The 23,301-nt window shown below is 51.7% G+C and carries 15 protein-coding genes and 3 pseudogenes; 10 read left to right on the forward strand and 8 right to left on the reverse strand.

From position 1 onward, the window contains the following. Window positions 1-980: 980 nt before the first annotated feature. Window positions 981-1,256, reverse strand: a complete 276-nt coding sequence (locus tag ORL50_RS25475; protein ID WP_266019072.1) for a hypothetical protein — start codon at window positions 1,254-1,256, stop codon at window positions 981-983. Window positions 1,257-1,413: 157 nt separating this feature from the next. Here ORL50_RS25475 and ORL50_RS25480 point away from each other — a divergent pair, with 157 nt between their 5' ends. Next, window positions 1,414-1,749: a hypothetical protein gene (locus ORL50_RS25480; RefSeq protein ID WP_266019074.1), complete on the forward strand. Its 336-nt coding sequence runs from the start codon at window positions 1,414-1,416 to the stop codon at window positions 1,747-1,749. Window positions 1,750-3,054: 1,305 nt separating this feature from the next. Next, window positions 3,055-3,342, forward strand: a complete 288-nt coding sequence (locus ORL50_RS25485; RefSeq protein WP_266019076.1) for a 3'-5' exonuclease — start codon at window positions 3,055-3,057, stop codon at window positions 3,340-3,342. Between the two features lie 440 nt (window positions 3,343-3,782). Here ORL50_RS25485 and ORL50_RS25490 read toward each other — a convergent pair whose 3' ends face one another. Then, entirely contained in the window at window positions 3,783-4,394 is a 612-nt protein-coding gene (locus ORL50_RS25490; RefSeq protein WP_266019078.1) for a hypothetical protein, read from the reverse strand. 601 nt (window positions 4,395-4,995) lie between these two features. On the opposite strand from ORL50_RS25490, the gene ORL50_RS25495 reads away from it, so the two are divergent. Further along, entirely contained in the window at window positions 4,996-5,637 is a 642-nt protein-coding gene (locus ORL50_RS25495; RefSeq protein ID WP_266019079.1) for a hypothetical protein, read from the forward strand. Window positions 5,638-5,669: 32 nt separating this feature from the next. Here ORL50_RS25495 and ORL50_RS25500 read toward each other — a convergent pair whose 3' ends face one another. Next, a complete protein-coding gene (locus ORL50_RS25500) occupies window positions 5,670-6,455 on the reverse strand; it encodes a hypothetical protein (protein ID WP_266019081.1) in 786 nt (261 codons plus the stop codon). Window positions 6,456-6,987: 532 nt separating this feature from the next. After that, on the reverse strand, window positions 6,988-7,932 hold the full coding sequence (locus ORL50_RS25505) for a nucleotide-binding domain-containing protein (RefSeq protein ID WP_266019083.1): 945 nt from the start codon (window positions 7,930-7,932) through the stop codon (window positions 6,988-6,990). Window positions 7,933-8,120: 188 nt separating this feature from the next. Between ORL50_RS25505 and ORL50_RS25510 the strand changes: the two genes are divergently transcribed. The 4 genes from ORL50_RS25510 (at window position 8,121) to ORL50_RS25525 (ending at window position 12,990) form a co-directional block, all read left to right on the forward strand. Beyond that, window positions 8,121-9,257, forward strand: coding sequence for a protein NO VEIN domain-containing protein (locus ORL50_RS25510; protein WP_266019085.1), 1,137 nt, complete (start codon window positions 8,121-8,123; stop codon window positions 9,255-9,257). 579 nt (window positions 9,258-9,836) lie between these two features. Next, window positions 9,837-10,748, forward strand: coding sequence for a bifunctional GNAT family N-acetyltransferase/nucleoside diphosphate kinase regulator (locus ORL50_RS25515; RefSeq protein WP_266019087.1), 912 nt, complete (start codon window positions 9,837-9,839; stop codon window positions 10,746-10,748). Between the two features lie 721 nt (window positions 10,749-11,469). Further along, window positions 11,470-12,162: a hypothetical protein gene (locus ORL50_RS25520; RefSeq protein ID WP_266019089.1), complete on the forward strand. Its 693-nt coding sequence runs from the start codon at window positions 11,470-11,472 to the stop codon at window positions 12,160-12,162. A 48-nt stretch (window positions 12,163-12,210) separates the two neighbouring features. Next, window positions 12,211-12,990 carry a hypothetical protein gene (locus tag ORL50_RS25525; RefSeq protein WP_266019091.1) on the forward strand — a complete coding sequence of 260 codons (780 nt, stop codon included), beginning with the start codon at window positions 12,211-12,213 and terminating at the stop codon, window positions 12,988-12,990. Window positions 12,991-13,405: 415 nt separating this feature from the next. Here ORL50_RS25525 and ORL50_RS25530 read toward each other — a convergent pair whose 3' ends face one another. Then, window positions 13,406-13,633 carry a hypothetical protein gene (locus ORL50_RS25530; protein ID WP_266019093.1) on the reverse strand — a complete coding sequence of 76 codons (228 nt, stop codon included), beginning with the start codon at window positions 13,631-13,633 and terminating at the stop codon, window positions 13,406-13,408. An 846-nt stretch (window positions 13,634-14,479) separates the two neighbouring features. On the opposite strand from ORL50_RS25530, the pseudogene ORL50_RS29180 reads away from it, so the two are divergent. Continuing rightward, window positions 14,480-14,927, forward strand: a pseudogene (locus tag ORL50_RS29180) (MFS transporter); the annotation flags it as partial. A 417-nt stretch (window positions 14,928-15,344) separates the two neighbouring features. Then, a complete protein-coding gene (locus ORL50_RS25540; RefSeq protein ID WP_266019096.1) occupies window positions 15,345-16,037 on the forward strand; it encodes a DUF421 domain-containing protein in 693 nt (230 codons plus the stop codon). Window positions 16,038-16,119: 82 nt separating this feature from the next. Here ORL50_RS25540 and ORL50_RS25545 read toward each other — a convergent pair whose 3' ends face one another. Continuing rightward, window positions 16,120-16,410, reverse strand: a complete 291-nt coding sequence (locus tag ORL50_RS25545) for a hypothetical protein (protein ID WP_266019098.1) — start codon at window positions 16,408-16,410, stop codon at window positions 16,120-16,122. Between the two features lie 1,681 nt (window positions 16,411-18,091). Between ORL50_RS25545 and ORL50_RS25550 the strand changes: the two genes are divergently transcribed. Continuing rightward, a complete protein-coding gene (locus ORL50_RS25550; protein ID WP_266019099.1) occupies window positions 18,092-20,398 on the forward strand; it encodes an FdhF/YdeP family oxidoreductase in 2,307 nt (768 codons plus the stop codon). Window positions 20,399-20,957: 559 nt separating this feature from the next. Here the strand turns inward: ORL50_RS25550 and ORL50_RS25555 are convergent. Continuing rightward, window positions 20,958-21,779, reverse strand: a pseudogene (locus ORL50_RS25555) (DUF2252 family protein); the annotation flags it as partial. Further along, a pseudogene (istA, locus tag ORL50_RS25560) lies at window positions 21,779-22,951 on the reverse strand (IS21 family transposase); the annotation flags it as partial. The pseudogenes istA and ORL50_RS25555, both read right to left, overlap by 1 nt. Window positions 22,952-23,301: the final 350 nt, after the last annotated feature.

The raw sequence follows: 23,301 nt of genomic DNA on the forward strand, positions 1-23,301 counted from the left end.
AGCCAATATAAGGTATACGGCTGGATCAACTGCCGATGATTGCCGTCTATCTCGAAGATTGCAAGAAATTTGAAAATTTGAAACGCAATTCATATCTCAATAAGAGTGTCTGCCCACGGTAGGCAGGCTGGTCATGAGACTCCTGTTGCCCGTACTCGCGTGCGGGCTTTTTTAAGTCAGCGTTTTCATTCCGGTGACTAGATATACGGAGAACAGTAAATGAATGACGACCGAAATGAAGGGTGTTGCAGAAACACCACGAGTTCGTTTTTCCGGAAAGCGCACTATCTAGGCTCCCAATCAGACTTTTACGTGCGGGAGGTGCGGGGTACAGCGGGCCGCTACACTATGAGGCGAATTTTGAGCTTCGAAAGGCACCATCTAGTGGCTTTGCTCAACGAAGAACAGGCCTGAAAGGTACTATTTCTTCTTTCGCTTGATACGCCTCCAGTCTTGATAGGTCGCAACGCGCTGAGCATCTGCGATTTGCTTCAACTCTGAAAACCGCGCCCACGTTTCTGCCCTTTTATGCTTCCAGCGCCCGGACGCGCACATCCCTAGACTGGCGCTGCCGCAGGCGGAGCGTTGAAGGCTGCCACAACCGTCCAGCAGGTCGCTGAGAAGTCAGTAAAGGTTGGAGAACAGGCGCCCTGCCGACGTCCGCGTAACCTCGCTGACCCACACGCTCGGCCTACAGCGCGAATCTCTTAAGAAATCCGACGATGCGAACGCCAAGTCTGAACAAAGTACGGCTGGGAACACTATCGCCGATTTACGGGCTCCCGGTCGAAAGCAGTAAATCAACGGGGTGCTCGATCAAGGAGAAAATTGCGCTTCGGAGATTGCCAATGGAAGAATGGCAAGGGTCAGGCTCACGTCTGCATACCGACCTGCGCCGAAGCTCTGGCGAAATACCGGAAGATTGACAGAAGCGCGTCACCTACAGTCGAATTGGCGACTTACCCCGCCGCCCGGAAGAGTCAGTGCTCTCTGCCACGAATAGCGGAAAAGTCGGCCCCGCCGGAGTCATCGATGTCTTTCTCGACCAAGCGGAGATGGGGAGTCGCACAGCCATAAGCTTGCTCGTAACGCGCGGCCACGACGGCTGTCATTTCTTTTAGCCCGTGCGCAGCCTCTGCCAAATCCTGCAGAGCTTTCCTAAAATCCGAGACTGAGGGCGGAGGATCATTTTTGAGTTGGTCAAAGCAATTTTGCAGCAATGAATATTCGTCGGAGAGAAGATCTATATCGCGCATAAATACCTACCTGACATCCACTAAATCCAAAACCGACCATGCCTTCGGATAGGCGGGCCTCCAACGTCGAGATGTTTTTAACAATAGCAACGATTGAGATAAGTGCAAGTGTGACTTGATCAGTGGAGGCAGTTACGAGAGCATGGAGGTAATCAGAATGGGAAAGTTCACGTTTCGCGCTACTCGTCGCGGTGCCTGGATCCGACAAGCTGCTCCCGCGCGCCTGGCCCAGAAGCAGACCTACAACTTGGTGAGTGAGCGACAGGCTGCTATGACTCGCTGTACGTTAAATAAAGCATTTTTTATGATCGTATTTTTCTTCATTCAAATTAACCTCAAGCGTCACCATGGTGGTGCTCGTGATCCGCGTGGCGGTCGGCAGCATGATGGGAAGAGGCTGGTGATGGCTTGCGGTGGATGCGCGGCCTACTGCGCAGAACAACAACGATTTCGAGATAAAATATGCCCATGCCAATTAAAAGTCAGTCAATAACCACCTTCTCTCTCCGCCCCGGGAGCGCTACCAGCAACAGGCGGCGGACGCTCGCCAACCGCAGATCGCGCCTGCGGTCAGCCATGGAACGATAAGCGGCCTCATGCAACCTTGCGTGAAGAAAGGCTCGGCGCATGTCTTTTATAGCCTTTTAAAATGCGTCATGTGCGGATTGCTTCAAGCATGAAGTCAGAAGCTAGGCATCTTGGAGACCCTACTTCGTTCCATGCATCACCACAGCCTTCCTCCGCAAACGTTCCATAAGCGCCTCCATATCGCTTTTGCCAGACGTCCGTTCGTATCAAGGCTGTAGGTAAATACAATCTCTAACACTGCCCTTCAGCTAGATCCACACTCCAGCTGCATCGGGCTATCAGACCATTAAAACGTGATATCGATGAGTAGCGTAGTCATCCTAACTTAGGGGCGTTCGTGACTCCCACGAACTGATACGCACCGCTTTGCTCCTTCCACCTCTCCATTTCTCGGGTCTCGTTACGAGTCAAGGCATGGGTGACCAACAAATGGCACCGCTGCTCCAAGAAATACTGCATACCCGCTTCCGTTTTCAAGTCGTAGCCGGTGACATGTGTCTGGAAGAAAAGGTGCTTCGCGAGTATCGACTGTTGCTGAGGACAATACTAAGATTGCTCCAATTTCCTCCGTGCGTTAGCTTGAGACGAGATTGCTGTGATGGCCTGCGCTGAATAAGCCCTTGACGTTAATTTTCATTGATACTTAGCCTCAGAGTTTCCTTCGTCGATAAGACATCATAGAGACCTGGCGCCGATTGCACAGCGGTTTCGAACTCGGAAAATCCAGTGCCAAAACTCTGTTAAATCGAGTCGTGACGTCCATTCCGGCCTTACTGCCCTACTCATATCACTGTTGTGGCTGGACATCATCTTCGTATAAGAGCACCAGGTGCAGTCATGTTCGGATTGCCTTTCAACCTCGGCGCGAATAATGTTTGCGCCATGAATGTCCCGCGGTCGGGCCCAAACATCCATAAAATTAACACCTCTATCCACGGTAAGAGGTTGTCGCGCAGACGGCGAGCAATGGATATGCATGAGGGCCATCAATGCATCGTTGCCCACGGTTTGCTCATCGCTCTGTAAAATTTTTTTCTCCCGACTCCAATACTGCATCGGATACATAGCGCGGTGTAACCTAACCAGACTCGACGCAAGCTCTCCCCTGCCATGAGCATTGAAGCTAAACTCATTCAACTCCAAACCATCCAAAACCTACTCGCGCCATAGCGCTACCTCTATTGCTTATCTCGAGGCAACGTGTGATGAGGTGGACGAGTCGGAGTCATCAAGACCACTTATAGTTACCCCCGAACAGACGGAAACGATAGAGATTGGCCTGGTAGTAATCGACTTGAAATCGCTTGGGATCGTCGATGAATTCCAGCGTTTCGTTCACCCTCAGATCAATCCCATCCTCACTTACTTCTGCAAGAAGCTCACATCCATCCAACAAGCGGACGTGGACAACGCAGGAACCTTTGTGGAGGTTGGCCAAGAGCTAGGAGCATTTATTGCGCGATATCCAAACGCTGCTTTGGCGTCGGAGGGGGGGTGATTACGATTCAAGGCAGCTTGTGCGAGACGCGGGATTTGCTGCGTGCCCTTCGCTACTCGAAGGCTTTTCCCATTTTGATGTCAGGAAATGGCATGCAGCCTTATATGACAATCGACCGAAAGGACTTGAGCAAATTGTAGAGCCGTTGGGCTTAGTTTGGCTGGGTACCTATCATTGAGGTGGATAGACGATAGGAAAATGTTGATTCCATCGCTAGGGAGATTCTTGTCTGACTACATTAGCCGGGCCCAAGTGGCCCGAAGATGCGACACCAAAGGGCCCGAAGTAACCACACCGATGGACGTGCAATGAATCTCAAGTCCAACGCCAGATTTCTGGGTCTATTGGCCAAATCCAAAATTCCAAATGTCCAAATGTCCAAATGTCCAAATATCCAAATATCCAAATATCCAAATATCCAAAATCATTTGGCCAGTCAATCAATTGCCAGCATTGAACCATAAATATTTATCAAATACACGCTCCTGGAACCAGGTCGACGTAGTAACTGACACGACCTCCTCTGTACTACTCTCAAAAGCCATCGAAAAGTCCAGTACTGTCGTCAGCGCGGCACATGCTTCTTTAATTTTCTTACTATTGTCTGAAAATGCAGTGAGCCACTGCTCCCGATACCCTTCATAGTTGTTGGCCGGCACTTTGTATCCGTTCCGGCTTAACCACTTCTTGGCTCGAGAATCGAAAATCACTACCGGACTTTTGTGTCGCAGCCATAGAAATTTCGACGCAGCAGAAACCGCATTTTTCCCATATCGTCGTTCAAACTCCTTGGCAAGGTTATTTACTATTTCACACACATTATTTTCGGCTATCTTACTACTATCTGACCTAACTAAGTCCAGCGCCCCTTGCAATCGAGCCTCGGTTTTATCTATAGGAAAGTTCCGGGTAACTTTGTAATACTTAGCAGCACTATGGAACGCGCTTAAACTGTCTTCCTCGTTGGAGGCGAATATACGCTCAGAAAGAGGGCTATCCCAAAAATGCCAGTCGTTCAGATACATCAATGCAAAATATTTAAAATTATCCACTGCTTTCTCTCATCACCACATTACCTAAGTAGAAGGCCCTCGGCCCCCACCCAGTCCACATAAGGTCTTAGCAGATTTCGCTATTGTTAAATGTAAAAGCGCAATCAATTCCCCCAGAGCATCCATTTTATTCTCGATTCTGCACTTCTGGAGTCGCTGACTACGCCCCACGCGCATAGCGTTCCAATACTGGGAGGTGGCACCAAGACGCATCAAATGGCGGCCGACCGGGCTTTAGCCAAAAAGCGTGGCCCAACAACTGCCTTATGAGCACCATCAGCCCGCCTCTCATTGATCGACCGCCTCTAGGAAGGCTTATTGCAGATAAGCTAAAGGTAGCCAGGAAAAGACAAGTGCTATTTTATTTGCTTTCCAGTCCTCAAGCCAGCATTCATCTTGCCGATATACCACGCAATTCAGTGGATAAGGGTTACGTGTGAAAGCTTTTCGAAAATTAGCGCTGGTTGTCGCTAGATGGGTTGGGATAGCTTGGAGATGTTTTTCTAGCACAAGCGTGCTGGGTGTGCTTACAGTTATAGCGACAACAATGTCGGCATACGCCGCCTTTCTTTCTCTTCAAGCTACCCATAGCGCTACCAGCGTGGCCGAAGCTTCCCAAGCGTTTGCCCAGCAAATCTATAGTGATCAGATAGCGATGGGGCGCCCATCCATATCCATTCTGTCCGGAGAAACATCGGTCTCTGAAGAACTAGAGAACTCATACTCTAGTCGAACAACTAAAAAATACACTGCCTCCCTCATTTTGAAGAATTCAGGACTACGTGACACACAACGGGCTTGGGTCGCTTTGTCTAGTGCCGGCTCCAAGGTTTCAGTCGCTACCTTGCCGAAAGATACTGAATACAATGTGCCATTCGACATTAGCTGGGCATCAATCTCGGATTTAAGGCGGAGCTCGTGGTATGTCGCGATTGTGTACGAAGACAAAGTACCCGTCGAAGGCCCCGCTCCAAAATACTACTCTTCAAGTCCAGTGGTGCAGGAGCCAACACCACTTCGTGTAGTTTGCTCAGATGTAGCCGTTTTCAAGATGACATCGTGGCCCAAAGATCCAGCTCATGACCCTTCAATCAGAACCCTTTCTTCCGGATCACCTGTTGCAGTCACGCGAATGGGTACAGACAAGGAAGGTTCTAATTGGGGTTCAGAGGATGATTTAGCCAGAAAAAGTGTCGTTGCAGCTATTAAAGATGCAAGGGCGTGTTTGGATAAGGTGTTTTGAAGGCGGCAAACCGCAGCTCCTTCGTTTCTGCATCAGAGCGCTAGCGTTCTCAGCAGCAACGCAGACCATTTGATTGAGTCATAGACGAGCGCGGTGATGACCGGCTTTGTCCCGTGAACATCGCCCATATCGGATCTAAGCTTCTGCATCACATATGCAGCTTGGTTCAGCGAGCCTTCGATGTTGGCAGCAAGCGGCTTGTAGTCGGCTTCAGACCAGCCGATTTCCACTAGTTCTTGAACCAAGCGGTTCTTCACATTGAGTGCATCCACCGATCGCTTCACCCTCTCCTGGAATGAAGCTCTACCAGCATCCCCCAGGTTGTACCTGTCGTAGATGTTAGCGGTTACCGTGTCCAAGGCACCACAGGCGGCCGAAAGCGCCCCGCTTAAGTCTGCATCACGAAGTCTGCTGGATGCCTTTTGGATATCTACCCTAGCCTGTTCGGGGATTGACGCGAGCTCTGCAACGTCGAAGACCTCAACGGGAATCAAAGCTGTCCCAGAAAACTTCCATCCAACTCGGGAAAGCACGCGTCCCAGCTCTGCAACCACGTCATCCTTACGACGCATCATTTCCTCACAGCAGATTGAAACAAACGCACCACGGCGCGTTTCGTCCATCCTACCTACCTGCTTGTCGATCTCGCTCAATAGCTGAGACTTTGTCGCGCCATTTTGCTGCTTTTGCTCCAGATGCGCTAACAAGGACATGTCTATATCCCCATATCCAACGATCTGTTTGATGTCACCGAAGCTGAATTTTTCAGTGAGCGTTGAGCGAACAGGCGCCCAAGGGATCGTGCTGTTTGTTGTCATGTAAGTTCTCGACTGTTGGCTAACTTGAAGATTTCGGTGTTCAGCGATGTCGAAGTCTACGGCTATCCCTAGTAGGGCTTCGAGCGCAGACTCGAGGTCTAGGATGTCGAAGAGAGAGATTTGTCTAGCCATCTCAACTGAGGTGGTAGACAGCAGGTCGATATCGCTGGCTTCTATGTCCTCTCCCGGCAGACGGAGCCGAAAATCCTAGCGTTTACGAACCCGTAGGATGCTATGACTTTCCGGATCTCCTGTAGACGTGCTCATTGAAGCTTGGAATAGCGGACAGCCTCGTAACGCCGATGCGAAACAAAGTAGCTCCTAGACGAGCCGGGCCTTAGGCCCGAAAACGCGATAGCAACAATCCATCTCAGAAGCCGTCTGGGATGAACAGGCGAGCTCATCCATCTCGTGCCTGCGACTGCCTGCAACCTCATCTCTGTCGCATTCTTGAGCCCTGGGCCGAAGACATGAGTACTACAAAAAACATGCTCCTAGCTGTGGGTGCTCGATCATGGACGAACTCCATGACTCAGTGCTGAATCTCCACCACGAATTGGCCGCTACGGGCAGCACAGTATTCACCCTTCACGATAAAGCACTCGATGGTGTGGGTGCCCGCATAACCTGCATGCTCCTCCTTCCATAGGCTTCCCATCTCAGTTGTGGAGCGCTCAAAGCCGCCTCGAAGATCTTTCACGCTTGCAGCCTCACGCCCAGTGTTTACCACCTGCCAATACACGGTGTATGGAGGTGTCACGTCTGTGGAAGCAATGAACTCGAGAGTAGAACCTTTACGAATAGGCCGACCGCTTGACATGAGCAGGGTACGGAACCCGTTTAAGGATGACCTAGCTAAGATCGTAACCTTTCCACCGAAGATTTTCGGCCACGTGGTCGGTTTGCGGTGTGGCGCATCAGCGAGCCTTTGAATCGGGTTTTTGCGCTGGGCTATCGACCTAACCACTGCGGATCTGCTCCTGGTCTGTGCTGCGCTCTCGACCAAAGTACGACCCATGCGAGGAGCAAGAATATCCATAACCGATTCCATGTCGCTCTGTTGCACAGCCTGGGAGAAATCCGACCTTGCCATCGCTAGCCAATCATAAAATCCCTGTTTTAGTTCAGGTTCGTACGCCCAACTGTCAGCAAAGTTTTCACGAGGGTTAGATGGGTTTTCAATCCAGAACACGCCATCCTTTTCTCGAATGCACCTATCCATTGAGCTTAGGATGGATAATAGTGCTCCACTGACTGAACCTTCCTGATTGTAAGCGTGGGCAGAAAGAGTGCTGATGATGATAGAGGACGGTCGGCCTTCCTCTACTTCTGAGAAGCACATATCGCGATGGCGTTTCAGCAATTGAATGGCGGCCTGTAAAGGCGTTTTAACTCGAAATGCGGGAATGTCTTCCACATCTGCCTTCGCCTGAGCCAGCATCATCGCCCGGCGCCGTTGGTCAAAAGCCGGCTTCATCCGTGCATCGAACCAGTCAGCGTAGCCCCTTGGGTTACTAGAGGGCCAGTCAGCAGAACGGACTCGGTAGTTTTCGTGAGTGCGGTCAGTGATTGCTTTTTGCGTACAGGCTCCTAGCGCTACTAGCAAACGTAAAGGTTCAACGACATGTTGAAGCTTGGCGCGAGCTCTAACGACACTTACGCTGAATGACCGCTAACACGCTTTCAGTCGGTTTGCTAAAAGCCTTCGAAAAAAACTACGACCCAGACCGCGAGGCACGGGCCGAGCAAAGTCGTGGAGAGTTTCTTGAGTCATTCCCCATCACGCGGCTGAATCGCCTCAAGTTGGATGACTATGTGATTGGTCTCCAACGCCCAACCTTCTGTGATCGGGTCGAAGTCAAAACCCGGCCTTGGGCGGTGATTCAGGGGTCGACGGCGATCAAATTCGGTATTTATTTCGGTGCAACAAAGAGCGATACATCCAAAGAGTATCGGTTCGCTAAAAAATTCGGTGACGACTCAACCACCGCGTTCCGATCAGTCCGAGCCGCACTCGTGTCCCTCGTGCGTATGGGCAATGACCCTCAACTCGACTTCGCTGAAATCGATGCAAACCCGCTTTCACAGATGTTCAAGGCAAAAATTCTGAGCCTTTATTTTCCCGACAGATTCATCAATGCCTGCAGCGCCGAGCACCTACAGATGATAGGGGTCGCGCTCGGTTTTGACCCCGACCTTCCTGCAAGCCAATACCAACACCTCATTGTTCATGCAAAGCTAGGTAATGCCACAACCCGTCCGTGGAGCAATCCCAAGTTCACGGCCTTCCTGTATCGAACGATTGTGCGTGCTGAGTCGGTGTCAGGATCAACCATCCACAAGCCGGCGAAGAAAAACCATCGCAAGGTCAATTTCGAAGACATTCAAGATCAGCGCGATCAGATCGGTAAGGCAGCAGAAGAGTTTGCTGTGACATGGGAGCGGCAACGTCTAGAGGGCGCAGGCCTTTCAGATCTAATTGCAGCAATCGAGGATAGGCGAGATAAACCTGGCTACGGGTATGATTTCATGTCCCACACACACCATGGACGACCTCGTTACATTGAGGTGAAATCGGTGGGCAAAATCCGTGGAGACAGCTACCGATTCTTTCTTTCAGAAAATGAGCGTTCGACCTCCGAAGCAGCCGAGTACGGAGACGACTACTTCTTTTACCTGGTCTTCTTTGACGGCAAAGGAGCCCCTCAACATCTCAAATCTATTCTGGCGAGAAAGATGTATGAGCATTCCGAGATCTTGCCAGCATCCTATATCGTGCGATTTGATATCCAGCACGTCTGACAAACCAGTTACTCCATGTTCTGCCCTTTTATCAGCCTTTCTCGAATCCAAATTGATCCACCCACTAAGCACTGCGTGTCAGTTTTCCACATCCTGCAGGTGCGGTTGGCTTCGGTGTAATATCTTCTTACAGAATGCTCAACGATGATGGACAGCCACAGAGCACTGCACTCTGCTTGACTATGTGGCAACAGCCATATCGCCCATAGCCCATAGCCCATAGCCCATAGCCCATAGCCCACGAAAGAATAGTCGGCTCCATCAAGCGCACGCAATAAATTAAAGCGTTGAAGTTGCCTGCGTCGATTCCACCAAGGTCTTACCTCCTACAACTCAGCAGCAGTCATTCGCTTCGCCATTGCGGCCGGTAAATTCTGCACCGATCGGAATCCCAGCGTCTTCCGACTTGTCATGGGAGCGGTGATAGCTGGCTGTCTGAAACGTTGGCTAGACCGTTAAAGGCCAGGTAGTTGTTCGGCATTTAATCGCGTTCTGTCTTAACATGGTTGGTTGCCGAAAGAACCGTCATGGCCAAAGCCACGATGGGCTTTCATCCGTTACAAATAAATTGTGGTGAAGATGAACAAGCCTTTCATTTCGCTGTGCCCTGAAATTACTCGGGCGCACGCGCTGACGTTGATGGATTGGTTAGAGGATGAGCGCGTCACCTGCTATCTGAGCGATTCGCGTCATGTCTCGCGCTCCATCGAGCAAGCCATCGATCGGACTCAATTGCCGATCCTAACCCATCTATTCAACCAAGGCGGCCGATTCTTCATGGCCTATGACAGGCATGACGTTCCGGTAGGCTTTGTCCGTTTAATCAAAACCGGGTCAAATTGCGAGATAGTCCTAGTCATCGGAGAGAGCGACAAATGGGGCCGAAACCTTGGCGCTGGCACGATCCGCGAAGGCATGAAACTGGCGTTCCTCGACATGCGGGCCCAGAAGCTCATCGCCAAGATCCACCCGGACAACGCGCGGTCGCTGAAAGCTTTTATTCGCAGCGGCTTTCTGCTTGAGAGCGAAACGCCGTCATTGAAGTCATTTTCCATGACGGCGGGGCGCTATCTCCAGTTCTTGCGCGAAGGTGCCGTTGGCGACTCCACAAGGATCTACATCACTGAAATCGATAAGGCTAGGCTAGAAATTCTAATCGCGCTCGAGCAAGGCCCGGCCGTTGTTGAACTCGAACATGAGCTTGAGCGAGCCATTGTCGTCAATCCACATCAAGTGGCGTGCAATGTCGTCACGATGAACTCTAGGGCCCTGCTGCAGCTGGACGACGAAGAGATCGAAGTAGCCTTGGTCTACCCTGAGGACGCGGACAGCAAAGCAGGGAAACATTCCGTGTATTCCGACATCGGCGCCGCCATCCTGGGCTATCAGGAGGGAGACGCCATCGACTGGCGAATTTCTGATAAAACCCGCCGGATTGAAATCAGGAAAGTGCTTTATCAGCCGGAGGCTGCGGGCGATTTCCACCTATAACTGCGCCTTTTGCTCAGTGTTTCGTCCATCAGGCGCGAGGATCCCCCGAAGGATAGGCCTCGCTTTCCGTGCCTAATGCGAACCGTCTTCTGCAGGCCGCGCCGATCACTATCTATGGCCGGGCTAAAGCGGACGGTTAACTGCCCGTTGGATTGGCCTAAACGTTACCTGCTCAGCCCCACGCTAAGTACTAAGTGACCACTTTGAGTTTTTACCAGCGTAAGACTTACTGGATCTCAAAAGCCATTTTTTCTCCACTGCAACTGGGCGGCGAGCTACTACGCGTAGCGAGAGCCAAATCATTGATTACGAATAAGGCTCCATGAATCCGGCGCATATCAAGAGATGAGGCATGTCACAAGAATGTGCGGCCCGCAACCCTCCCCCCCGTGCGGGAGCTTTTATTCCCGAGCTTTCCGTTGATCGCGGGCTAAGTTTTTTGGGATAAGCCCGCCGCTCCTTACAGTCCCGGCCGTGCAAAATCGCACCTGGATTCATGAATTTCTGAGCACTGCCACACTTTCGGCAGCGAACAGTCATGAGATTTCAGTGTCAGCTGAATGCTTGAAACGATCGATATCGTTAGAGATTAGTTCGGGTTAAGAATGGGGAGCATCATGCAACCAAGAATTAATCATCACTGATATCATTTTTTAATCATTGACCGAATCATATTCTATCGATAGTCTGCGCTCATACCGACTGACCGAGAGCAGAAACAATGAGCACATACTGGCGTGAAAAATTCGAACACAACTTCATCCAAACTGAAAAAAAGCTCGGCCTGGACGAGATCCTTCAGGAAGCGCAGGACGCATATTGGGGATCATTAGGCGCTTCGCTGATGAAGTTTATTGGCGAAATCGAGCCGGAGAAGTTGGAGAGTCTGGATAGACTCTACGACGGCGAAATCCCTGTACGGATGGCGGCCAATGATTGCTATGACTATGCGATCAATGGGCGACTCAAGCTCGCTAAGGATGGTGCAGAGCAAACTCAGATGAATGACAACTGGGGTCGGCTAGCAACCCTGGTGCTGTCAGCCAGACCAGATATTGAAGTGTTTTCACCACGCATCGGAGGCCGCGAAATGGTTCTACCGAAAGGTCTCGAACACATCCTGTTTCATGCGTTGGTCAGAGCTCGACTCGATCTGGATACTCATCCGAAATTTGATGATAACGACGCGGTTCCCATGTTTTTGTCCGGCGAGGACAACTGCGGTTACCTCACGCTAAAAGAAATCGCTGTGTTGGGACAAATGTCAGAACGAGCCGTGCGCAATGCGGCTCAACCGACAGCAGCGGATCGACTGTACACACGCAAGGAAAAAAACCAGACCGTGGTCGACGCCGGTGAGGCGCTGCGCTGGTTGAAAGGTCGCAGGGGGTTTGTCGTCACACGGGCGGATTAACGCTCATCCTCCCAAACATACAATTGCCCATCGCCACAGGACACCATCATGAGCTTCGAACAGTTCAGCCACCTGCTTTCCTCATCCACCCACAATTTTGCCACGTTGCCAGCTGAACTTTTGCTCGCCTCAGAAGGCAACCTTCAGACCTTTTATGCCCCGTTTGATCACGTCAATTCCGGTGCCCGAATCGTATTGTGCGGCATCACGCCGGGCTTGCAGCAGGCCAGCCGTGCTTTGGATGAAGCGCGTAAACAACTGCGCCAAGGCGCCTCCATTGAGCAGGCCAAGCAAGCCGCAAAGGAAACTGCCAGTTTTGCAGGGCCCATGCGTAAAAACCTGACCAGCATGCTGGATCACATTGGGCTACATCAGCTGCTGGGCATTGAAAGCTGCGCACAACTGTTCGATACACACCGTCATCTGGTGCATTACACCTCGGCACTGAGGTACCCGGTTTTTCTTGATGGTCAGAATTACAGCGGCAGCCCCGCCATACTGAGTCGTGCCAGCCTACGCCATCAGGTAGAAACGCATCTGGCAGACGAGATCCGGGCACTAGGCCCGCAGTGCCTCTATGTCCCCTTGGGGCCAAAGGTCACTGAGGTTTTTCAGCACTTGCAAACCAAAGGCCTGTTGAAAGCCGAGCAGCTCTTGGACGGTTTGCCGCATCCCTCCGGCGCCAACGCAGAGCGGATCAGCTATTTCTTGGGCGGCAAACCTCGGGAAACGCTGTCGAGCAAAACCAATGCCTCAGTGTTGGACGCAGCCAAAGCCCGGCTCCAGGCTAAATTGACCAAGTTGCGAAGCGAAATGCGGAAGGATTGAAGATCACTAGGAGAATGTTTGCCGCTCCAGCATCGTCTCGCTAAACATCAGTTGTAGTCACCGCCTGGGGTGGGGCGGAAGTACCCCCTCTCTCGTATCGCTAGGTTCACCTAGCTTGACTGCCCGACAGTCAAAGCGGTCACTGGGATTCAGTGACCGCTTTTTTTATATAGGGCCTAATTATCTGATTTAACTTCTCGCTTGCGCGCGTGCGACTTACCCGGTGGGCTGCATTTTCCAGACGCTGCTATTAGGGTTAGTTGTTTTCCGCAGTGATCGCAGCAGATTCGGAGACGCTATGCTGCTGTAGCCGCTCAGCCCTGAGCTGATTTGCGAAACTCCTTCGGTATTCTGAGTCTCACCCAAATGCAAGATGCGAGCTTACAAATTTGCACGCCCTGAGCTCAAAAAAGTGTCAGCCCTCCTGTCCTGACAACGTGTATTGCAGTCTTTCCTGGTTAAGCTTCTGACAATCACCTTCAGCTTCAGCACGTGTCGGATAAACAGCCTTCAGACGCAGCTTTTCCTGATTGTCATAGAGATTGAAGCCTAAAGGTGCGGTCTGACAATAAAAGCGAGATCCGTTACGCATCGATCCCGTTTCGGTGGGGACTGCAGGTACCACAACAAATCTCGAAATCATCTTCGCGTCCTCTCCAAGATCCGCACACTATCAGCGGCTATTGGCCACCACGGCAAGCAGATTTCCGCAGTTTCCGATGAGAAGCACGAGCGGTCTATGGAGGTTGGACGCATCGTAAAAAGGTTAACTGATCGCTCCCGCAGCTCTACTTTCTGGACAGGCATCTATTCCTTAAAAGCCTCCTGCTACGCTGACCTCTTCCACAGCGAAATCGCGATGCCAAATTCAGACCTGCTAACGTACTTTAAGCCTCTTTGGAAAATTCGAGGTTGGGATCTTATGTCAGACCTTTTTAACGCTGCTTCCGAGATTATAGCTATACCTCCTTTTCATCAAAGGCGGGTGCCACCAAGGCTTGGCAGACTTACCAAGATGCAGCCATAAATCCCTAAAGACGAACCTTGGGACAAAGATAATCAATTTGCATTTAATATACTCTGACGTCCTGTCTACTGATTTTAAATCCGAAATCGCAGAAGGAAAGAATATTTTCTTAATAAAATTCATAAATTGCAACAACCAGTTACAAACAATAGGTTCTTTGATGCCGCCATGAATGAGATAATTATCTGTTGATTGTTCTGGAGGGTATACTATGACCACATTTCAATTCATTGCAGGCATGATATTATGTTTGATTGCGCTCGGCGTTAGAGCCTACTTACTTATTCAATATTATGGAAAAGAACAAGCGGGCCGTTCAAAAAACCAGTGAATAACGGCATGGAAGCTTGCCGTTAACAGTTGTGATTGCCTGCTTGCTACGTCACATATAAGCCCCGAAGTCGCGAGCCATCGGGGTTTTGAGTTATGGATTGGAACAAAATTAACACCGCGACTCAAACGGTAAGGCTGGCCGGTGCTGTCTTTGAAGGTCTTGGCAGTTTTCAAACCGGCTATGCTGCGGATCTGGGACTCGACTATTCGTTATTTTTCCTTTGTTTCATGGGAGTCACCATCGTCTGCCGTTTGCTGAATGCCGGGTGGGTAGTCAAATGCAATCCCTTTGGCGCTTCCAGCACTTCGAGTACTTAATGTTGTTGGCGGTGGTTCGTTTTGGCCAGTGGGTACACAATAGCCTGAGCTATGGCTTAATGGCGGCTTTGTTGGGACTCGGCTATGGCCTTAATTACTCCCGGATCAACGAACGGCCGCGCACGAAGCGCCGCCAGGGCTGACCGCACAATCGCTGTTGCTATTCAGTCTGTCCTGTTTTCTCGGGGTCTTCGGCTTTCCCTTTGTCGCCGGTAAGCTTATCGTCTATGGCGGCGTGCAAGGCAAGCTGTTCAGTGTCGGGTGATTGCGACATTGGTGTGGCTGATTGCATTGGTCGATGGCTGAGTTTGGCATTTTCAAGCGTGCGTGGGACTTAACGTATGAAGCCCCCCCCAAAAAAACTGGAACTGCACCGCAGCGAGGATAACTCCAAGAAATCTGCTGAAACATAAGGCGTGATTGATGCCATAGGAGAAGCTAACTGATCGATCGAGAGCTCTCGGCACAAAAGCTAACGTGAGTCAGCGAGCCTAATATCCCCTCTGCTCAGATCGGAAAAAGCCGTGCGGATGTAGAAAATCACAAATATACTCCCTGTCGTTACAATTTATTAGCGAAAGCTGTGGTGATGCCTGGCCCTGTACCGAACTGAGTTTTGTTGGGCGACATGGCTCAATTGATACGTTAACCAACCTTCAGATATACAGAGGTAATGATGTCGCCTTTTGATATACAGCGGATGCTAATAGACGAGTTTCCGTTTGCATTTTTGTTAGAAGTAGGTTTCCGAGCGACCTTTGCATTCCTTGCTGTATTTTTATTCCTAAAATCCAGTGGTAGGCGAGGAATCAGGCAACTTTCTCTCTTTGAACTCGTTGTTATTTTGACGCTTGGCTCCGCCGCTGGAGACGTATCCTTCTACCATGATGTCCCACTACTGCCAGTTGCCGTTGTTTTTTCCACGCTTTTGTTGCTTTACCGCGTTACAGTATTTGCCATGACAAAAAGCAAAAAATTTGAATCATGGATTGATGGCATCCCTGTTACTGTTATTAGCAATGGATTATATGAAATTAAAGCTTTCGATACGCTCAATATGTCCTATAGCGAGTTGTTGATGGAGCTTCGGCAGCAAGGTGTTGAACATTTAGGACAGGTAAGATTAGCGCTTGTAGAAACTGATGGAGACGTCAGCCTTTATTTCTATGAGGAAGAAGACTTGCGCCCAGGATTGTCAGTCCTACCTCAAGAGCATCGCTCAGAATTTAAAAAAATACCCGCGTCAGCAATTTATTGTTGCGTGAAGTGCGGTGCCGCGCAATCTATCGATAAGGAACGTGAAGCACGTTGCTTACGATGCGATCATGACGTCTGGTCGGCGGCACTGAGCACTCGACGCTGTAGATGACGATCTTGGGGACTCATTGATGTGAGCGAGGGCGCTCGGCACATTATGGCGATCACCTGCGCTAACAAGCGTGTGTACGAGTTTACGCAACATGCCTTTCGGTAGGCTTGAGAGTGATCGCGAGTCGCCTGGCACACCCAACGCCCCATGCTAAAGCGCGAGTCATCGATTCACTTGGCCTTGAATCAAACGCTTCTTCATGCAAAGCCATCCCGCTCGCTGCATAAACCCCGATGAACATTTGCGTGTTTCCTGTAGGCGACAGCCTCACTTGGACATCGATAAACCTGCCGTCTTCCAACGTCTCGTCGTGTGTCCGATGATGAAGCGTAGGATCAGCCCATTGCCAGAATACGTCTCCGCGAATTCGCATGCTCCGCCCTCCTAGACTTAGTCTCATACGCTGGAGAATTCACCATAGCGCAGTGACGCGGTGACGCAACGGGTAGGTTTAAGATAAATGCAAAATCGGATGATTGGTGCCGATTCCTGTACAAAGTTAGAAATCTGCACAGGTTCTCGAATTTTACGTCCTCGGGGTGTGAGGTTTTGATAGTTGCCAGAAGCTCCATCAGCCGTACACCACGCATACGGATTCTGATCGCCGACTGCCCGACGGCCTTGGTATCGAGCACGCGGTGGCCCATTTCTACTCGAGCAGGATTGCCAAGTCACCTAGCACCATTCTTTCGATGCCGGCTCTTGGGCAGTTACTTAATCTCTTAGATTTCCCCCTAGCTTGCGGTAGAGCGGCGTGGAAGACTGCCGATGGTGATGGCTATTCCCTTCACGAATGCATGAAATGAGTCAAATCAATTGGTTGACCAATCAAGTTGACGAAGCACCGATGCTGACATCGGATAGGGAGCCAGCATGTACCTAGTGAATCTGTGCGTGAAATGCGTCGTACGACAATAGGTTGCTTGTCCGACTTGTCCTCAATGAAGGTAAACAAACAGCCCGGGGCAACGTGCTAAATAGCGATGCTCTCCCCCGGCAGCTGGCCCCCATCTCAGTCGCGTGTCAGCCCTGTCGGGAAGTATCCGAGAGTATGACGTAATCATGCTAGCGCTCCCCAGCATCGTCGGGCAGCGCAGGCAGTTGAAGTCGGCATACGGTATTCGAAGCAGTTCAGCCTGCCCGCTCAGATGAGGCCCGATTGGGCTGACGGATACTCATAATCGGGGAGCAAACACTCACCTCACTAATGCCGCGAGTTGCGCAAATCGAATAAAGGCTACTCCGCTCTGAAAAAAGCTTCAGTAAGCAAATATTTACCAGCATATGATTTCGATCACAATGGGTAAAAGTTTCGCCCTTACTTCGGACTTTTGAAGCACTCCGCAGTACTGGAAAATAGCGTTCCAGCTTGCTGAGCGAGCTTAAGCCACTCAACGTCAGTGATGAGGCCTTCACGCTCCATGTCGTCAGCAGATTTCAACAGTCTGTGATACCTGTCCTCTGCATCGATGCGATTTTCAGGCAGAGTGAAGAGCCGTCTCCATGCTGTTATGGCCTGCTGCCTCTGCACATCTCTCATCCTGCCACCCCAGTTTGTTTGGGATAAATATCCTGGGTAATTTATCGAAAACGGAGACACTTGCAAAGCGATCTTGGGCAGATGAAGAACGGGCAAGATTCGCGTTCGCAGGGGCATGTGTAACGTTTTCCTCCAGAATTACTCGTCCCAATAAAGACGATTCGACTGGCGCAGGAAGTCAACATAAGCCATCGCATGCCGCGAAGGATGAGGATTGCAGCAAGGTAATTCTGACGCCCGATGATAATCCTACGACCCTGACAGAGAGCACTATCGACGGTGTTCTGGCTACTTAGCCGCAGTGCAGCCTGTCAAAGCTGGACGTGAGGGATTCCGAAGGCCGGCGAATACGTCCGTTTTGCGGCTCTTTGTTTGTCCGCATTGAGCCCGGGACGAATCATCCAAAACTCCAGCGTCGAATGAAGTCATCGCTTGCACATTTGCTCGAACCATTCCTTGCGCGCATCCGTCCTAGCTATATCACCTTCCTTCGATCAGCAAGTCGGAGCCGCCGATGCTCATTCATCCAAAAGTCCATTTCAAGCCCTATACAAATGCAAGTGGCGGATGGGGATCCGCGAAATCCGTGATGAAGATACTTTGGCGGGAGCAAGCGTTAGTGAAGGCTCCCAGAGCACTTTTGAAGCAGAACAAGCCGGAAGGTTTTGCTTGCGTCAGTTGTGCCTGGGCCAAACCAGGACACCCTCATGCATTGGAGTTTTGCGAGAACGGAGCCAAGGCTACTGCCTGGGAGCTGACATCGAAGAAAACCGACCCGGCATTTTTTGCCGAACAGACTCTCAGTCAACTTCGGCAATGGCCGGATTACGATCTAGAGCAACAAGGTCGGCTCACCCATCCCATGCGATACGAGCCAGTAGGTGATCGGTACCAAGAAACTACTTGGGAAGAAGCTTACCGCGATATCGGTACGAAGCTCAGAACGATGGAGCCCGACAGCGTAGTGTTTTATGCCTCTGGCCGAGCGTCACTCGAAACGTCGTTCATGTACCAGTTGTTCGCTAGGGCCTATGGCACCAATAACCTACCCGACAGCTCTAATATGTGCCACGAGAGTACATCAGTAGGCCTGCAAGAAAGCATCGGTGTGCCGGTCGGTACCGTAACGCTGGATGATTTCGAGCACACCGATTGTTTGTTTTTCTTTGGCCAGAACGTCGGGAGTAATGCTCCAAGAATGCTCCATCAGTTACAAGACGTTCGCAAACGTAACGTCCCCATAATCACCTTCAACCCCTTGCGTGAGCGTGGACTTGAACGTTTCGTCAACCCGCAGTCACCCACCGAAATGCTAACACCGGAATCGACTGTTATCAGTACCCAGTATCACCAAGTTGCAATAGGCGGTGACATCGCAGCGATGATAGGCATTGCCAAGGCTTTGCTTGAGCTTGACGATCAAGCGCAACGCATTGGCGGTGAGGCAATACTTGATAACGATTTTATTGCCAGGCACACCGAAGGCTTCGAGGCATTCGCCCTGTCGGTTCGCGCGCATCATTGGCAGCATATCGAACGCAAATCCGGTTTGACTCGTGGTGCACTCGAAGCGGTGGCCACCACCTATTCACGCAGCCAACGGGTGATGATGATTTACGGAATGGGTTTGACGCAGCACCGGCATGGCGTGGAAAACGTGCAGATGGTTGTCAACCTGCTATTAATGCGCGGAAATATCGGCAAACCTGGTGCAGGTATTTGCCCGGTAAGGGGTCACTCCAACGTCCAAGGTCAGCGCACTGTAGGCATTACTGAAGATCCGAAGAAAGTACCTACCGACCTGATTGAGCGGCATTTTGGATTCAAAGTGCCGCAGAAATTGGGTCTGTGCACTGTCGACGCCTGCGAAGGCATTTTGGACGGAAAGGTACGGGGCTTCATTGGTTTGGGTGGCAATTTTCTGCGGGCTATCCCCGACACCACCCGAATGGAACCCGCTTGGCAAACGTTGGAACTGAACGTGCAGATTGCGACCAAGCTCAATCGTACTCACTTACTGCCAGGGAAAAACACCTGGCTGCTGCCATGCCTGGGACGTATTGAAATAGACCGGCAAAACGGAACGACGCAAAACTATACCACCGAGGACAGCACCGGCTGCATCCACGGCTGGCGTGGAAACGCCGAGCCGGTTGGCCCTCACATACGGGCAGAAGCTAGCATCGTTGCCGGACTTGCCCTGGCCACCCTGCCCTCCGGTCATCCAATCGATTGGCAGGCGTGGTGCGACGACTACTCTAGGATCAGGACGGCCATCGGCACTATTTACCCAGAAATTTTCCATGATATGGAGTCTCGGATGGCTGAACCGGGTGGATTTCATCGGCCCATTGCTGCTGCCAAGCGGGAGTGGTCGACTGAAAGTGGCAAGGCTCAATTCATCACCCCGGTCACTCTCAACGAAGATGACGACACCACGCCCGAAGTCATGCCGCGCGATGTACTGCAACTGATGACGTTACGCAGCAACGACCAGTTCAACACCACCATTTACGGATACGAGGATCGCTTCCGCGGTATCAGCGGTACGCGTGAGGTGGTTTTCATGCACCTCAACGATATCGTTCGGCTGGGATTTGAAGTCGGGGAACGGGTGTTGATCACCACGGCTGTTGAACCTGAAGTGAAACGTCAAGTAGGGCCATTCGAAATCGTTGCCTATGACATTCCAGAAGGTTGTGCCGCTGCTTACTATCCAGAATGTAATTCGCTCGTACCTCTCTGGCACCATGCCGAGCGCAGCAAGGTGCCTGCGGCTAAATCAGTGCCGGTGCGAATGAGTTCAGTACAACTGAATTGAGAAATTTGCGCGCAATGGTTGCCCATACAAATGACGCTGGTCGGGTTTGTGGATACGGGCTCAAGAATCGGGGACTGAATACAGTTGGATTTGCTGAAAATCTGAGCCGCTTGCCTCTATTCGTACGTCACGCCACCCCGCCCAAGTAATTATGCATTGCCGAGCCGTTCATCATCTAGTCAGAGAAATTCCGCCGGTCGTCTGCAATGCACGAAGCGGCGAATTCAGTGCGCGGTTTTTTGTATACAGAGGCTGCATGTTCGAACGGGTAGAAAATATGGACGGCCATCGGTAGCTCTCACAGAAATTTCGAGATCCATTCCCACGACATTTGTAGTGACGACCAAGGGACGAAAGCGAGATGAACAGTAATGACCTTGTTGACGACTACAAAAAAAAGAGGTAGCGGCGTAGACGTAGTGGGAGCAACGCGCGGCGAACAGCTACCCGGGCGCAAAAAGATCTCAAGATCAGCGCTGTGAAGGTCTGTTATTAAGGCGAGCCCCTAGCCAGGTTCAGCCACATGGAGTTGACGCGGAACGTGCGATTTTGCAAAGACTTACCGCGCCCGACCTTTCAAATAATGTTCAAGGGCATAACGACGACAGTGCTCCAAGTAACCTTTCTCATGACTTCCGACCAACTGAACAACGCTCGACCACAGCCAAGAAGGTGCATCGAGCGTCTTTGATCGGCAAGCTTGCAGGTCGCCAATCCAAGAAGATCGGGTAGCCTTGTCCATCTGCCTTGCGTGAGCAATTCCAACCACTCTCGCCAGGTAACCGGCAGCAAGCATTGCATCGCGTTGGCTCAACTGATCCAGTTCTAGCTTCATGTCTTGAGGGAGCAGCTCGCGAATGAAAAATCCATGATCTAGCACACGTGCCGCCAGCATTCGATTTCCCAAGCCGGGCGAAAGAAAACGAGCGCCCTCGACGACTCGCTTACCATTATCTCTTGGCATTCCAGCTCTGGCTGCCCGAGGAGCTGCTGCAGTGATTGCCTCTTTTATATCTAGAAGGCAAAATTCTTGATCGTTTTCATCACCCACACCTAACAGCACTGCGTACCGCTTTAAGCCCAGCGAGCTGCAACCTTTTACCCAATATGCAGAGTCGAGCATTTCGACAGGGTCATCTTTTGACCGCCCTTTGAGCGAGGTAACCAGGGTATGGATTTCAGAGGTGGCGCAAAGTGCTTTTAGAGCGTCACGCTCAGCTCGGGAAAGAGACCAAAAATGCTTACCCAAGGGAATGGTGGGACGAGTGTCCTCAATGCGCTCTTTTGCTAAGTGCTTCCACGTCCTTTGCACCGCGTTACGCATACCAGCTTTAACCTGAGCAGGTCTAGGTGGCTCTGTATCTACGTCGTCTACGAACGCTTGGGCATGTGCTCGGTTTGGGTGGTGTGGCGGCCTTTGTGCGGTGAGCGCAGATGGCTGGCCACGCGCTGGTTGGCGTGGAAGCACTCGACGGTCTGCGCAGTCAGTCGTACTTCGAGTTGGTGCTTCACCAACTGGTACGGCACTGAGTAGTAATGGCCGTCGACCTCGACGTGGTAGTCGATGTGCACTCGCACCTTTTTCCATTCGGCGTAGACGTAAGGGTGTTCCGGCAGCGGTTGCAGCGCGGGTTGGTCGATGCTCTCGAAGGCTGCCCGGCGTGAGCCGGGCAGCTTCTTGAAGGGCTTCTGATTGAGGCGATCCAGCAGCAGCGCGATGGCTGTGTTGAGTTCGCCCAAAGAGAAGAACTGGCGGTTGCGCAGCACCGCCAGGATCCACCGCTCGACGATCTGTACGCCGACTTCGACCTTGGCTTTGTCCTTGGGTTTACGCGACCGCGCGGGCAGTACGGCTACGCCGTAATGCTCGGCGAGGTCGCGGTAACTGGGGTTGATGTCCGGCTCGTAGCGATGCGCCTTGGTGACGCCGCTGCGCAGATTGTCCGGTACCAGGATCTGCGATGTACCGCCGAGAAAGGCGAAGCAGCGTACGTGCGAGCCCAGCCAGTCGGGCAGTTTCTGCGACCAGGTGGCCTCGGCGAAGGTGTAGCTGGACGCGCCGAGGACGGCAACGAAGATCTGCGTCTGGCGGATCTCGCCGGTTCGCCGATCAATGACCGGCACGGTCTGGCCGGCGTAATCAACGAACAGTTTCTCACCCGCACGGTGTTCCTGGCGCATGACCACGTCGACCTTGGCGGCCCAGAGGCGGTAGTGCTCGCAGAACCAGCTGTACTGGAAGCCTTGCGGATGGGCGAGTCGATACTCTTGCCAAAGCAGGGCCAGGGTTACGCCGGGGCGGCGCAACTCGGCGTGAACCCATACCCAGTCGGGCATCGGACGCTGATCGCTGGGAACGGCGGGCGGCGGTGGAAAAAGCCGCCGTTGCAACTCGGCGTCCGTTAGCGCAGACGGCCAAGTCAGGCCGCTGGCAGCAAAGCGATTGAGGTACTCACCGACGCTGGCTCGACCCACTTGCAAGCTGACAGCGACCTGCCGGGCAGATAGGCCAACCTCGAATTTGAGACGTAACACTTCTCGAATCTTACGCATGGATAACCGCTCCACGACGACCTCTCTGCTTCGATAAAAGAGGTCGATGGTAGTGAATTAATCCTGCGTTGCTGCCTGCTTTAAGGGTGGCCGGATGAGCGTGGAACGGGTGGCCGGATCACCGTGGAATCAGTGGCCGGATGTTCATGGAATAGGTGGCCGGATGGCCGTGGAATCCGCAACCTGTTGACTACCGCGCAGCCTCAAATGTTTCAAAATATTACAGCACGTCAAAATGATTTATTTGGGCTATCCCAGTCGCGGTTGTCCGCATCGGGCACGCATAAATGCGCTGTAAATATCCTGAACTGTTGCGAACTCAGGGCTTCTATCGATAGACCGCGTTGGTC

Origin of the sequence: Pseudomonas sp. RIT-562 (genome assembly GCF_026241895.1) — a bacterium.
GTDB lineage: Bacteria > Pseudomonadota > Gammaproteobacteria > Pseudomonadales > Pseudomonadaceae > Aquipseudomonas > Aquipseudomonas mandelii_F.